Source organism: Pedobacter lusitanus (genome assembly GCF_040026395.1).
Lineage (GTDB): Bacteria > Bacteroidota > Bacteroidia > Sphingobacteriales > Sphingobacteriaceae > Pedobacter > Pedobacter lusitanus.
Window position 1 is genome coordinate 5,733,360 of the sequence record NZ_CP157278.1, and the last position, 14,384, is coordinate 5,747,743.

At 40.9% G+C, this 14,384-nt stretch carries 14 protein-coding genes; 9 read left to right on the plus strand and 5 right to left on the minus strand.

Annotated elements, in window-relative coordinates:
- Positions 1-32 precede the first annotated feature (32 nt).
- Both PL_RS24635 and PL_RS24640 read right to left on the minus strand, forming a co-directional pair.
- Positions 33-698, minus strand: a complete 666-nt coding sequence (locus PL_RS24635; protein WP_160292072.1) for an Rpn family recombination-promoting nuclease/putative transposase — start codon at positions 696-698, stop codon at positions 33-35.
- A gap of 74 nt (positions 699-772) precedes the next feature.
- Positions 773-3,913, minus strand: coding sequence for a TIM-barrel domain-containing protein (locus PL_RS24640; protein WP_082035844.1), 3,141 nt, complete (start codon positions 3,911-3,913; stop codon positions 773-775).
- 194 nt (positions 3,914-4,107) lie between these two features.
- Between PL_RS24640 and PL_RS24645 the strand changes: the two genes are divergently transcribed.
- Genes PL_RS24645 through cobC form a run of 5 tightly spaced genes read left to right on the plus strand, consistent with a single transcriptional unit; the run spans position 4,108 to position 7,570 of the window.
- Complete coding sequence (locus PL_RS24645; protein WP_041879352.1) at positions 4,108-4,701, plus strand: cob(I)yrinic acid a,c-diamide adenosyltransferase; 594 nt, start codon at positions 4,108-4,110, stop codon at positions 4,699-4,701.
- 1 nt (position 4,702) lies between these two features.
- Positions 4,703-5,209, plus strand: coding sequence for a bifunctional adenosylcobinamide kinase/adenosylcobinamide-phosphate guanylyltransferase (locus tag PL_RS24650; protein ID WP_041879350.1), 507 nt, complete (start codon positions 4,703-4,705; stop codon positions 5,207-5,209).
- A 50-nt stretch (positions 5,210-5,259) separates the two neighbouring features.
- On the plus strand, positions 5,260-6,264 hold the full coding sequence (gene cobT, locus PL_RS24655; protein WP_041879347.1) for a nicotinate-nucleotide--dimethylbenzimidazole phosphoribosyltransferase: 1,005 nt from the start codon (positions 5,260-5,262) through the stop codon (positions 6,262-6,264).
- A complete protein-coding gene (locus PL_RS24660) occupies positions 6,264-7,061 on the plus strand; it encodes an adenosylcobinamide-GDP ribazoletransferase (protein ID WP_041879345.1) in 798 nt (265 codons plus the stop codon). Before cobT ends, PL_RS24660 begins: the two co-directional genes overlap by 1 nt.
- Positions 7,046-7,570: an alpha-ribazole phosphatase gene (gene cobC / locus PL_RS24665; protein ID WP_041879342.1), complete on the plus strand. Its 525-nt coding sequence runs from the start codon at positions 7,046-7,048 to the stop codon at positions 7,568-7,570. The genes PL_RS24660 and cobC overlap by 16 nt, the downstream gene beginning before the upstream one ends.
- Here the strand turns inward: cobC and PL_RS24670 are convergent.
- Positions 7,551-8,366, minus strand: coding sequence for an MOSC domain-containing protein (locus PL_RS24670; protein WP_041879338.1), 816 nt, complete (start codon positions 8,364-8,366; stop codon positions 7,551-7,553). The genes cobC and PL_RS24670 overlap by 20 nt on opposite strands.
- A 108-nt stretch (positions 8,367-8,474) precedes the next feature.
- Between PL_RS24670 and PL_RS24675 the strand changes: the two genes are divergently transcribed.
- Both PL_RS24675 and PL_RS24680 read left to right on the plus strand, forming a co-directional pair.
- Positions 8,475-8,957, plus strand: coding sequence for a DinB family protein (locus PL_RS24675; protein WP_041879489.1), 483 nt, complete (start codon positions 8,475-8,477; stop codon positions 8,955-8,957).
- A 471-nt stretch (positions 8,958-9,428) separates the two neighbouring features.
- A complete protein-coding gene (locus PL_RS24680) occupies positions 9,429-10,241 on the plus strand; it encodes a hypothetical protein (RefSeq protein ID WP_052496608.1) in 813 nt (270 codons plus the stop codon).
- Here the strand turns inward: PL_RS24680 and PL_RS24685 are convergent.
- Positions 10,228-11,448: a dicarboxylate/amino acid:cation symporter gene (locus tag PL_RS24685; RefSeq protein WP_041886712.1), complete on the minus strand. Its 1,221-nt coding sequence runs from the start codon at positions 11,446-11,448 to the stop codon at positions 10,228-10,230. The two genes, PL_RS24680 and PL_RS24685, sit on opposite strands and share 14 nt — an antisense overlap.
- A gap of 200 nt (positions 11,449-11,648) precedes the next feature.
- On the opposite strand from PL_RS24685, the gene PL_RS24690 reads away from it, so the two are divergent.
- A complete protein-coding gene (locus tag PL_RS24690) occupies positions 11,649-13,067 on the plus strand; it encodes a glycoside hydrolase family 125 protein (RefSeq protein WP_041886714.1) in 1,419 nt (472 codons plus the stop codon).
- 133 nt (positions 13,068-13,200) lie between these two features.
- Positions 13,201-13,350 carry a hypothetical protein gene (locus tag PL_RS24695; protein ID WP_235324708.1) on the plus strand — a complete coding sequence of 50 codons (150 nt, stop codon included), beginning with the start codon at positions 13,201-13,203 and terminating at the stop codon, positions 13,348-13,350.
- A 50-nt stretch (positions 13,351-13,400) separates the two neighbouring features.
- Here the strand turns inward: PL_RS24695 and PL_RS24700 are convergent, their stop codons facing one another.
- A complete protein-coding gene (locus PL_RS24700; protein WP_041886720.1) occupies positions 13,401-14,129 on the minus strand; it encodes a DUF4397 domain-containing protein in 729 nt (242 codons plus the stop codon).
- Between the last annotated feature and the right edge of the window lie 255 nt (positions 14,130-14,384).

Here is a 14,384-nt window from a genome sequence, read left to right on the forward strand (position 1 = left end):
ATACTATGCCATCGCATAGTATCCTTTTTTATTTATAAACTTTCGATCTGCTCTATGGATAGTGCAGTAAAACCAGCAATTTTAATGAAGTCGAAGTTCTCGAGTTTCATCTTTCTGGCTATTTCAACCGCAAGTTCAAGTTTTCCTTTTTCCAGTCCCTTTTCTATTCCCTTATTGGTCGCGTATTCAATAGTACTTTCATAATCCGCGCGGTCCTGTAAATGCGTTTCATATAAAAACTGCTGCTCTGCTGATAATCTTCCCATTTCTGCTATGTTAAATGTTTTTTGAAAAATGCGTTTATCCAGATAATGAGGAATCCGATCCAGACTGTGCATATGTTTCAGCATATATGTCCATTTGTCCAGCTCATTTTCTAACTCATCCTCTTTTTTGTCAAATTTAGGCAGTTCAAGAAATTTAAATCCCAGTCCATTGTGGAATTTTTTACCTGTAGTGGTATTAACCAGTAAAATACTTTGTAAATAATGATCTCCGAGACTGTTTTTCATTTTAAAATCCAGGATAGCGATCAGAAAAACCTCTTTCAGCCTGGTTTTCCAATTGTCTTTGCCTGGTAGTTTTTGCTGGTGGATCAGCCGGCTTAAATAAAAAATGCAGCGGTCCTCAAAATTATCATGAGCTGCCCGCTGCATTTCTACTATAAATTGTTCTCCCTGGTCACCGGTACACAGCAAATCAATTGATTTATGCCATCCAACTTAATCCCGTTTTTTATTTAAAAGGTAATAAATGTCATTATTGTGAATAACTAGTTTAAAAATACCTGCTGAGTAACACTTGTACTCAGAGTGGCAGTTTTGATATGCACTGTTCCTGTTTTATCATTCGGATCAAAATAATAACCTGTTAAAGCCTTATCAAAGCTCTCTTTGTTTTTATAGCCTTTAACTGATTTCCCATTGACAGTAACTTTTTCAGGTGAACTGGTCTGATGGATATCAATTAAATAAACCCTGTTCATATTCCGGCCTTTAAAATCGCCTCTGGCAGCATTTATTTTAACAGTTACACCTTTAGTCGCATCAACTTCCAGCAGTGTTTTGGCGAAAGCCCCATTGCGGTGTTCACGGGTTAAACCATCATCTTCATACAGGTCAAAAGCAGACTTTTGAAAAGGATAAATATCCAGTGTCAGGCTATCCGTTTTCTTTTCCCCATCATAATTCATCAGTGGATACATAGGAATAATAGCCCCTTGTTTCACAAACAGCGGTAGTTTTTCCAGCCCGGCTTCATAATTGTTCAGCCAGGTATTCCCCTGGTAGGTTTTACCACTCCAGTAATCAGACCAGTTACCTGCAGGCAGATAAATACTATCTCTTTTTGCTTCGCTTTTATAAACAGGAGCGACCAGCAGAGAAGCACCGTTCATAAACTGATATTGTGTTTTTTTACCCCTGGTTACCGGATCTTCAGGGTATTCCAGTACCATTGCTCTGGAAGCAGGTACTCCGGTTTCATAAGCTTCCTCACATAAAGTATACATGTAAGGCGTCATTCTCATTTTAAGCTGCAGATATTTTCTGTTGATAGCGGTAAAAGGTTCACCAAAATTATACGGTTGTTTATCCTTTTTAGCCCAGCCGCTCATCACCATTAATACAGGTGTAAAACACTTCCACTGCAAATCTCTGACATAAGTAGAATCGCTGCCGCCAAAAATCCCGTCTACATCTCCGGTAGCTGCATTTTGTGCCGATAAACCAGAGCCAATGACTGTTGGAATATGGAAACGGATATACTCCCAGTTTCCTTTCTGATCACCCGACCAGACAGTAGAATAACGCTGCGTACCAGCCCAGCCCATTACGCTCCAGATAAAACCCCTTGCATCGCTATTGTTCTCTATCCCTTCATAAGCTGCTTTACAGCCGTCCAGTGCATATTTGTAACCCGGGCCAACCCAGGCAACATCCAGTTTAGCCAGACGGGAACCTGACTGTCCAACCTCTTTAGCAATTTTATCTACGCCGTTTTCTGTCCATAATCCGGTATAGAATCCACGTTTATGTAATTCTGTAATAGTAGAATCAAGTTTGGTATAACCACATCCATAACCATCATTAGGTAAGATCCAGCCACGTGGGAAGTTATTAGCCACATATTTATCTGCAACCAGCTTAATTACATCCGGTGTGGTACCAGTACTTCCGGTTCCTTTATAATTTTTGCTCTCATTGCCTTTGGCACCACGGTTATAACAATTGGCATCTCCCAGACTTAAAGCCCAGCGCGGCATTAAAAACGGCCGTCCGGTAATCTGAGTATAACCATTCAGAATTTGTTTTAAAGATGGGCCGTAGAAATAGAAACAATCAAAACGGTTCTCATTATGAGTAAACTGAAGATTTTCCCGGAATGAATATTTACCTACATCAAAAGTGTTCCTGAAAGCACCATATCCTGCTGTAGAAAGATAGAACGGGGCAGGATTGGCTCTTCCGCCATCGTCCCATCCATTTCCTTTTTCAATCAGAATATCTTTATCACGATGTGAAAAATAACCATTTTGCATGCCGCAGCCATAAAAATATTCGTCTGCATGACGTTTCATACTTTGTCTGGTATGTGCACCAAATGACAGCGGTTCTGATTCTTCCCAGATTGCCTTGCTATCAGTGATATCATACATCGCAAAACGCAGCGGGCTTTTGTAAACCCTGACTACACAGCTGGCACTTTTGAGCTGATAATAATCACCTTTGTCTGTTGAAGTCACTGCGGGATTCTTCACCGCATAACTCACGACAATATCATTGGCCGCAGGATTAGTAAATTCTCCATCCGGAGTCATCCAGATTCTGAAAATATCATCACTGTAGAAAATTACTTTGAAAGCTGACAAACCAGCAGTGATATTAAACTCATTTTTATCAGCTTTAAAAGCTGTCAGATTTCCAACTTTAGTCTCTTTAGCGTTAATTTTAACCAACAGGTTGTTATTGGATTCTTTTTCATCTGCATCATATTTCAGACGGAAGTTTAAAGCATGCATGGGTCTGTCTGTCAGATCGGTTGCCGGAAATTTTACCGTGATCTCTTCGCCCGGGGAAATCCCTTTTTTACCTGCAGGAACAACAGCTTCTATTTCTCTTTTCCCATCCAGTTTACAGTAAACTTTAAATGCAGATCTGATGGTTTCAGTGCCACTGTTTTTCACTGTCACAGCTAAAACATCAGTTTTGGTGAAAGTGTTCTCTTCTTCATCATGGGAAGTTAAACGTCCGATAGCGAGGTCTTTTTTATAAGCTTCTGCCAGTTCAATATCGTCAATCATCCAGTACCAGCTATAATAGCCTTTCCAGTAAAAACGAAGATATACTTTGGCCTGACCAGCTGCGGTTTTAGTAATATTCAGCTCCTGATTAATAGGCGTGAACATATCTTTCACTGCCGGTGCATTATTCATTACATTATAGTCTGTCCACTTTACCCCATCGGTACTGACGCCTACAAATAAGCCGGCACCCGGAGCCGCAGATTCATTGTTGTATCTGAAGGTTTGCTGGAATCTTAAAATTACAGACGATTTACCAGAACAGTCAATACTTTTAGTCTGCATCCAGGTATCAGGATGCCAGTTCTTTTTTATCCAGCGCGGCTGATCTTCATCAACAAAATAACCTGCCTGAAACTGAAGATGGTATCCTCTGCTTTTTGAGGCAATAGGAGGAGCCTGCTGCTGATATTGATAAGAACCCGGATAAGGTTGATTTGTGACCAGCCATTCAATGTTCTGTGTGCTTTGATCTACGTTTTTCCAGCCTTCAGGTAATTTACCTGTTTTGAAATTCTCTGACCAGAATATTTTAGGGTCTGCTGCAGGTTTCTGCCCAAAAGATTTGCCTGCAAACAAGGCAGTCAGGGCGCATAAAATTAGTCTTTTCATTTGGTTATTGCGTTCAGGATAATGAAGCTGTTTTCATAGCTTCTACAGTTACAAACCAAACTTAAACAATTGAAAAGTGAGATTTCAGCGCAAACGTTTGTTCAATTTATCACAAAGATCAACTAAGCCTTCTTTTTGGTATTGTTTAGATTTTATTTGTTAAAATTGTGCTCTTGATGCATTAATCAAATCAGATGAAGATATATACTAAAAAAGGGGATAAAGGAACTACCGGATTGTTTGGCGGAAAACGTGTAGATAAAGACGATATCAGGGTAGAATGTGTAGGCACACTGGATGAAGTGAACTCTACTATCGGGATGCTGAGAGTAAAGCTGGGCACCACACATGAATGGCAGCCTAATCTGCATAAAATTCAGAAAGATCTCATGGACATGATGTCCCATCTGGCCCGTCCGTCTGATACCACTAAAATCAATACTAATCCTATGCCTGTGGACGGACCTGAATTTTGTGAAGCATGGATTGATGAACTGGAAAATGCAATGACCCATCCTTCTGATTATTTTATCCTGCCGGGAGGAAATGAAATTTCTGCACTTTGCCATATGGTAAGAACACAGATGCGCAGAGGCGAAAGAAGACTGGTCAGTCTGCTTAAAACTGATCAGGTTGATGATACCATTCCGGCTTATATCAATCGTTTATCTGATTTGTTTTTTACGCTTTCCAGAGCCGAAATGGATAAAGCAGGTGTGGCAGAAGAAAAATGGCAGTTGTTTTTGTATAAACGTTTCAAAAAGACAGATCCGGAGGTGAAATCTTAATATGCTGATTTTTGTAACAGGAGGAGTGAGAAGTGGTAAAAGCGGATATGCACAAAAACGTGTTAAGGAATTGTGTGCAGATCCGGTTTATATAGCTACAGCCAAAATCTGGGATGAGGATTTTCAGGAAAGGGTAAAAAGGCATCAGGATGACCGTGGGCCGGAATGGACAAATTTTGAAGCTTATCGTGATCTGCATCTTTTACCGCTGCAAGGTCGTTATGTGGTGATTGATTGCGTCACGCTGTGGCTCACTAATTTCTTTATGGACCGGGAAAATGATGTGGAGCTTTCACTGGCTGATTTTAAAAAAGAAATTGATCAGCTGCTCAGTGTTCCTGCTACTTTCCTTATTATTTCAAATGAATTGGGGATGGGTTTACATGCTGAAACTCCGGTAGGCCGTAAATTTGCTGACTTACAGGGCTGGGCTAATCAGTATGTTGCCGCTAAGGCTGATGAGGCTGTACTTATGGTATCAGGGTTACCTTTGTTTTTGAAAAAATAATAATATTATCCTCTAAATTTAAACCGGCTTTTAGCTGATAAAAAGAATATATGATCACTGAAGATTTAAAGATATTAATAGATAATAAAACCAAACCTCCCGGCTCTTTGGGTATGCTGGAAGAGCTGGCTCTGCAGATTGGAGAAATATTAGGTACAACAAGTCCTGAGTTAATTCAGCCGCATCTGGTCGTTTTTGCAGCCGATCATGGGATAGCGAATGAAGGTGTAAGTGCTTTTCCGCAGGAAGTAACCCGGCAGATGGTCCTGAATTTTTTAAACGGCGGTGCAGCTATCAATGTTTTTTGCAGGCAGCATGATATCCATTTGCAGGTAGTTGATGCTGGTGTAAATTATGATTTTGAACCTGATCTGCCTTTGGGGGATGCGAAAATTGCCAAAGGTACGGCGTCATTTTTACATGGTCCGGCAATGACAGCAGCACAGATGGAACGCTGCCTGACCAAGGGCGAAGCGGTAGTAGCTGAGATTGAAGCCAAAGGCTGCAATGTGATTGGTTTTGGAGAGATGGGAATAGGAAATACTTCAAGTGCTGCGGTATTAATGAGTTTGCTTTGCAATTTACCCATGGCAGATTGTATTGGCAGGGGAACGGGACTGAATGATCAGCAGCTGCTCAGAAAACAGGAAATACTGGAACAGGCAGTTGCAAATTACAGCGGAAGCAGGGCTGTCTCTGAGTTGATGACACATTTCGGAGGATTTGAACTGGTTGAAATGACTGGCGCAATGCTGGCCGCCGGAAAAAGAAATATGGTGATCCTGGTTGATGGATTTATTGCTACTGCAGCCTTTCTTTGTGCTCTTCAACTGGATCCGCAGCTCAAAAGTAAAGCTGTTTTCTGTCATGAGTCTGAAGAAAAAGGACACCGGTTACTGTTAACGCATTTAAAAGCAAAACCGCTGCTGGGCCTTGGTCTCAGATTGGGCGAGGGTACAGGTTGTGCATTGGCTTATCCATTATTAAAAAGTTCCGTAAATTTTCTGAATGAGATGGCTAGTTTTCAGAGTGCGGAGGTATCCGGTAAATCCTGATGAATAAAGAACTTAAACTTTTCTTCACGGCATTATCCTTTTATTCCAGATTGCCTGCACCGGCTGCTGTACATCAGGATAATGCGCATAATCTGCCTGATGCTATCAGGTACCTGCCGGTAGTGGGCTGGGTGACAGGATTGATCACTGCCTTTGTTTTTATTGCCGCTACCTGGCTGTTTGGAGAAGCAATTGCTATTTTATTAGCCATGATCATTTCTGTATTACTGACAGGAGCTTTTCATGAAGATGGTTTTGCAGACGTATGTGATGGCTTTGGTGGCGGATGGTCCAAAGAGAAGATTCTGGATATTATGAAAGACAGCCGGCTGGGGACTTATGGTGTAGCCGGGTTGATTTTACTGATGGGACTTAAATTTGCAGCACTTCTGCAGTTATTTACAGAAACCTTTACCGATCCTGCCATATTCACAACGGCCGGATTGTTTATTGTGGCCCATACATTAAGCAGGTTTGCTGCCATAACAGTTGTTTTTAATCATAGTTATGCCCGTATCGAAGAAAGTAAAGCCAGTGGGGCGGTGGCCAAAGGAAAACCGGTAAATCTTATCCTGGCCGGTATTTTTACGCTAATACCGCTGGCCGGTTTAACTGTCTGGCTCGAACAGCCTTTATTGCTGCTGATTGTTGTTCCTGTATTGCTTTTTAGTCTGTACCTTGGTGCATATTTTAAAAAATGGATAGGAGGTTATACCGGTGACTGTCTGGGAGCGGTTCAGCAGCTTACTGAGGTAACAGTCTATCTGTCTTATATTTTGATATGGAAATTTACCTGATCAGGCATACTACCCCCCTGATAAAAAAGGGACTGGTTTACGGTAGGATGGACGTTCCGCTTGCGGCTAGTTTTTCAGCAGAAAAAGAGCATATTCTGGAACAGATTCCGGCAGTATTAGATATTGTTTATTCCAGCCCTTCATTCAGATGTAAGGTACTGGCAGCTGAAATTTCTCCGGTCTATCAAATGAATACAGCACTTTATGAACTGAATTTTGGAGATTGGGAAGGAGATACCTGGGATAAGGTGGATCGTGCCGAATGCGAAACATGGATGAATGACTTTGTGAACCTGGCACCGCCAAACGGAGAGACTATGCTTGGAATGCAGCAAAGGGTGATGGCATTCTGGACAGAACTTTTACAGCAGCCCTATCAGCAGGTAGCTATTGTTACACATGGTGGGGTGATCAGGATAATTCTGGCAAATCAGCAGAACATAGCCCTTAAAGATTCTTTTAACCTGAAGATCGCCATGGGAGAAGTCTTTAAACTTTCCATTCCCTGATCACCAGCTCGTCGCCGATACGGATAGTTCCCGAACCCTGATGAATAAGGTTCTGACCAAACATAATTTTCTTATCGACAGTACGGTAACGTGCCAGTGTTTTCAGTGGTTCAGCACTTTTTGTTGCGGTCTGCTGATCTACTGTAATCATCACGCATCTGGAACAGGGTTTTACTGCCCTGAATAACAAATCCCCGATATAAAAAGTGTCAAAACGATCTTCAATATGAGGTTCCCCTCCGGTAAAGACAAAATTAGGACGAAAACGATCCATCGGGACTGCCTGATCGAGCTTCTCGTTAAGTCCGTCCAGTGAAGCCTGGCTGATGATCAGACAGGGATAGCCATCTGCAAAGCTGACCACCTCATTGTTTGGTGCATATCTGGGATCTACCAGTCTTCTTTCTGCTTCCGGCATTTGTACCAGCCGGGCTTCTGTTTGCAGTAATGCAGAGAACCATTTACTTACCGTTGTATTAACTTCAATGCCCTGGCAATCTGTACCCCATACATTGACAGCAATAAGCTGACCGGTGTTTTCTCCATAGCCAAAGGAAATAGTCTGAGCAGGATTATTTTTGTGGGTAATGGTGAGCTGTTCTTCTCCAAGAGTGATCTGGAGTAAAGCGAGTTCCGGATATTTTCGCTGACTGATAAATGTGCCTTCCTGATCAATCAGCATCCATCTCCTGTCGTATTGCAGTCCTTTTTCTTCCAGGATTGACGTGGTCAGGCTAATACCTGCAAGGGATTTAATCGGATAAATGTTGAGCTCTGACAGAAAGAATTGGTTCATAATTCAAAGATAAGAATTAATCATTCACTGGATTTGAGAAAGTGTCTCTGTTTAGGAGAAGCATCTTTTTTTATTGTAATATTGGATAAGAAATTAAGAATTGATTTTATGATTTACAGAAAAGGGGCGGCTGGTGGTCTGCTTGACGAGTATGAAAGAGCAATAACTGATTTATCAGGAGTTATAGCAGTTGTCTCTGATGCAGAGCTGATCAGCATTGCTGATGAGTTTACATTGAATGAGGATTGCAGATCAATTCAAACTGTCTTATCGCATGTGGTGAGTTCTGCCTATAGCTATGCGATTTATATTCAGAGTCTTAGTGGTGTTCTGACCCCGAGGCCCGCCAAGATATTCCAGCTTACGGCTGCAGCTTATATTGATGAACTTAAGCAGGCTTTTCTGTTTACTGTGGGGGTTTTTGAACTGATTAAGGATGATGAGCTGGAACGATCTGATGCGGCGGATAAAATCATGACCGGCTGGGGGCAGTTATATGATATAGAACAATTGATGGAACATGCAATTGTTCACATACTGCGTCACCGAAGGCAGATTGAGCGCTTTATCTTATTGATCCGGAAGGGATAATTTCCGGTTTTCTTACCTGTTTTTTGATGTTCTCTGTTTTTTAGGCGTCCGGGTAGCGGACGCCTCAGCGCTATGTTTGTGGTCGGGGTTGGTATAGGGTTGGTATACCCCGGGGGTATACCAACCCTATACCAACCCCGACCACAAACACCCTTTAAACTTTTGATGTTCCCTTCCTGGATTTCTTTTTTTGAGACAACTGGCCCTGTTATTCTCGTTTATTTAGCTGTAAATTAGTTACATGCCATCCGGATTCATATACCTGCTGCTATTCTTTGCTGATACAGATTTTATCCTGCTGATTACACGCTAATACTCAAGAGGCAGTCTCACACAACCATGAATAACCGGGTGGCATTTATGCTGTTTGTTTTCGGTTTTTAACAATTAGCAGCCTATTTATCTATATTTTGTTAAATTTGGGTTGCGCTTGAAGGATACACCTGACGGGTTAGCAATTTTTTATATTACATGGGATTATTCGATATTTTCAAAAAGACTGATACAGCAAAGGAAACGGAAAACGGGAAAGCTGCTGAAAAAGAGTCTGTTGTTGAGGCTGGGAAAACAAAGGTGCCACAGGAGTACCTTGGAGATTTAGAAAAAACACAGTTGTTATCTGTACTTTTAGCTGTACCAATGGAACAGAGAGATGCAGACTGGGTAAGCCGGTTTTTGGCAAATCTGCCTCTGGCAAGCCTGCGTTGCGGAACACCGCAAATCATTGCAGGGCCGGATGGTTTCCCTTATTTTCAATTATTTGTTCCTGAGTCAGGGGAAGAATATCAATCTTTTTACATTGAAAGAATGATTACTGATTTTCTGCTGGAAAGGGGATATGGTATTGTGATTAATCCCGGAGAAGGACAGCCAGACTGGGTATTGTCATACGGTGATCTTTTAAATTATCATTTGAATGGTGATTTCTTTACGGCCGAAGACAGCCAGTTTAGTGTGAGTACCAGTACAGAAGAAGTCGTTGCTGAAGGAGAAGAAATTATGGTTGGGCAGCCTGCAGAAACGATACTTCCATCAGAAACCAGAAAATTATTAAAGGATTTCTTTGAACTGAACGGAATTGAAGGGCCTAAGGTATTACTGATGGCACGCAAAGTAGGCGAAGAATTAAAACAGGATCTGGCTTTTAATATTACCCCGGATCGTTTTGAATCTGAAACTCACTATAGAAATATGATGCAGACTGTTACCTGGTATCTGCCAAGACATTATTCTGTTATCGGTTTACACGATGATAACATTGAAAACGGTTTTATGCCTTTGTAGCAAGCCAGTTTTTACCCTCCGTAAAACGTGCAACGAGCATTGCCGCTACGGTATCTCCGGTTGAATTTAATAAGGTGGCCATCGGATCTACTAATGTTCCGATGATCATCGCGGGGGGTAATGCTTCGGGCGGGAAACCGTAAGCGGAAATAAAAAGCAGTTCGCCCACATAACCACCATTAGGTATACCTCCTTCTACAATACTGACCAGTACGGTCATTCCCAATGCGATCAGTATATTCTCCATACTGTCAAAGCCTTTGCCGAACATCGCAAAAACTACAGCCATTTTAATAATAGATGAAATGCTGGAACCATCTTTATGCAGTGTTGCGCCCAGCGGAATGGTCACATTGGCAATATAAGCAGGGATACCAATCTTTGCTGCCGCATCAAGATTGGCAGGTATATTAGCTATACTGCTGCAGGTGCCTACAGCAGTGGCAGATGGGACGATATTATTATTCCAGTATTTCTTAACTCCTTTTATTCCGCCTGCCACAAACGCATAAAAGGTGAAGATAAATACAAAGTAAAAAACGCCTGTACCATAATATAAGCCCAGGGATCTGGCATAGGCACCAAACAACTGCGGGCCAAAAACACCGACCTGGTAAGCAAAATAAGCACCTAATCCAATCGGTGCCAGTTTCATGATCAGAATAAACACATGCTTGAAAACTTCATTGCCCGCATTTAGAAAATTGGAAAAAGCAGTTCCGTATTCACCCGAACGTAAGGTTGCAAAACCGGTAAGTACTGAAAATATGATCATAGCAAGCATACTTTTCCTGGAAAGGAGCTCGAAAAACTCGCTGGTGGTTAACAATTGTGTAAGCTGATCTCCAAAAGGTTTTTTTACTATATTTTCTGTCAGCGGTGTATTGGTCATATGCTCGTGTACCGGAAATAGCTTAACAGCCATTATGGTTAAAGAAGCAGAGATCAGTACAGTTGAAAGAAATACCAGCACCATTACGGCCATCATTTTACTTAATTTATTGGTTTCTTTCAGACTTCCGATTGCTGACGCGATAGAAAAAAATACCAGTGGAATTACTGCAGTGAACAGCAGATTAAGGAAGATTTCGCCAATGGGCTTAAGTACTTTCACGCTTTCGCCAAATATTAAGCCGGCAAGACTGCCGGCAATGATACCAGCTATCAGCCAGATGATTCCTTTGTAGTTTTCGTAAAAGCTGTTCATAGGTCTAATATAGTTTTTATTGAGGTAAAAGAACCATCAGAAAATTAGCTGTTTACCTTATTGTGTTTCACAATATACACCTGAACAGACCCGGATATCTAAAAAAAATATATAATATTGGAGGATTGTTTTAACCCATTTAGCATCTAAATGTCCGGAAGGATGTTTTTAAAGATGCCGAGTTAATCTGATAGATATTAATGAAAAGAAGATCTTTTGTGCAGAAAGCCGGACTTTTAACAGCTGCAATGATGTCAGGTAAAATGTTTTCCTATGCTGCTGAACCCGAGTTTCCGGTAGTAAGAAAGGCGATGGAGTTACGTCGTTTTACCAGTAAAGCGGTTGAAAATGCGATTACTGAGTTTACTGACAAGGTGAAAAATAAGGAACTGGCCTGGCTGTTTAATAACTGTTTCCCAAATGCGCTGGATAACCTGGTTAGTTACAGTGAGGTGAACGGGAAATCGGATACTTATATGAATACCGGCGATACTGATGCCATGTGGCTGAGGGACAGCAGTGTTCATATGTGGACTTATCTGCCTTTTTTAAAAAGGGATAAAGGCTTAAGAAATCTGGTTGGCGGAGTAATCAACAGACAGGTAACTTATATCCTTAAAGATCCCTATGCCAGTTCTTTTTATAATGACCCGGCTAAAGTGGGGGCAATGAAAGATGATCTGACTACGATGTTACCTGGTGTTCATGAACGTAAATGGGAACTTGATTCACTTTGTTATCCTATACGTTTAGCTTACAGATACTGGCAGCAGACTAAGGATACGAGCTTTTTTGATGCGAAATGGCAGGAGGCCATAAAGACCATTTTAAAAACCTTTAAAGAACAGCAGCGCAAAGAAAATAATGGACCTTATCATTTTCAGCGAACTACTTTATGGGCGACAGACAGCTTACCGATGGAAGGTTTCGGTTATCCGGTAAAACCAGTAGGATTGATCTGCTCTGCTTTCAGACCAAGTGAGGATGCTACTATTTTTTCTTTCCTTGTTCCGTCTAACTTTTTTGCTGTAGTGAGCCTGCGTCAGGCTGCTGAATTATTCAGAGTCATCAAAGCTGATGAACAGGTGGCTAAAGATATGGAGGCGCTGGCACTGGAGGTGAGACAGGCCCTGCAAAAATATGCGATTACAGATCATCCGGTCCATGGAAAGGTGTATGCTTATGAAATTAACGGAATGGGAAGTTATAATCTGATGGATGATGCTAATATTCCGGGATTATTATCCCTTCCTTATCTGGGTGCTTTATCTATGACAGACCCGGTATATCTGAATACCAGAAAAATGATTCATTCGGCTGATAACCCGTTTTTTTATAAAGGAGCCCTGGCAGAAGGGGTAGGAAGCCCCCGTATTACCAAACATATGATCTGGCCAATGAGCATTATTGCCAGAGGGCTTACCAGTACAGATGATGAAGAAATTAAACTTTGTCTGAAGATGCTGCAGAAGTGTCACGGGGATACAGGAGTTTTACATGAATCTTTTGATCCGGATAATCCCAAACAATTTACAGGTTCTTCATACTCAAGGGCAAACAGTCTGTTTGCTGAGTTTTTATGGAAAATATATCAGGAACGTCCGTATCTGCTGGTTTGACAGGTATTGTCATCTGAATGAAATTATGAAGAATGCTTAACATTAACTTAACATTAGGTTGGCATATTTGTATATGTTCTTACCGATACTCGCCGCCACGTTTTATTTATTTACAGCTATAGCTGCTTTTAAAATGGAAACCCCAATGAAAGGGTTGTTATTTATACTTGCTGTTGCAGGGATAAGTGCTATACTTTATCTTTTTGTGTTGTTTCCTGGTATTTCAGGAGTTTCAGTAGCATTAATGCTTGGTGCATTTATTTTACGTCAGGGAAGCAGATAAAAAAAAACCACCTGGCAATAGCTCAGATGGTCTTTTTGAAATTTGTTTTTTTAGTTCTGCTGTACTTTATGTATGCTCGATGTTATGCTTAGTTTCTTAGCATCAACAGTTGAACCCAGTAAACCTTTAGCATAGATAGTGTAAAAATTTCCGGCTGTAATATCTACATCTGAAAGTGTAGCTGCAACTGCTTTTGTTGTAGTGTTAACCAGTGAAACTTTGTATTTAGCTGGTTTGATATTTTTAAATTGTGTGAAATCTTTGAAAGCTCTGTTTTTGAAAGTAGTAGTATCACCTTCCAGTACCAGGTCATAAGCTGGTGAGTCTGAAGAAAGGTTAACAAAACGTATTTTACTTTGTCCAACTGCAGGCGCTGTAAAATCATCCTTTAAAAGAAGGAATGAAGAAGTATCATTCTGGCTGATCAGGTAAAGTGACTGATACTGACCATTGGTTAAAGTGAAGTTTTTGTCATAAAAAGTTTTCGGAGCACCCGGTCTTGCCAGACCACCCTGATGTGTTCCCGGACGAACAATAAGATAATTGTAGGTTTTTCCGAAAAGTAAAGGAGTTGAGCCATTCAATCTTGAACCATTCAGGATAAAATCAACTGAATCTCTGAGTGGAGAAGCATTGGTGATAGCGAATGCTGATGCATCCTGCTGAACTGGTGTACTATCCTTTTTACAAGAGGCAAAAGACAACGCTGTACCAAGCAGTGCAATAAATACAGTTGATCTTTTGATGTTTTTTGAAAATAGAGTAGGATTAAATTTCATGTCTAAAATGTTTTAATAAAAATTAATATGTTTTTTGAGGGTAAAACGTAGCGGATTACGATAACGCTACAACGTTTTTAGATAAATTTGATATTTGAAGAAAAATCCGATATTTATCGATTTATTAAATAGTGACTGTAGCGTTATCCCGGTGAACTGCGTTTATGCATTTAATCCGGTACTGTTAAATAGATGGAGATGGTTGCAATCTGCTTTAAGCAGAAGGATAAAATAGATAGATTGACTTACAAGATA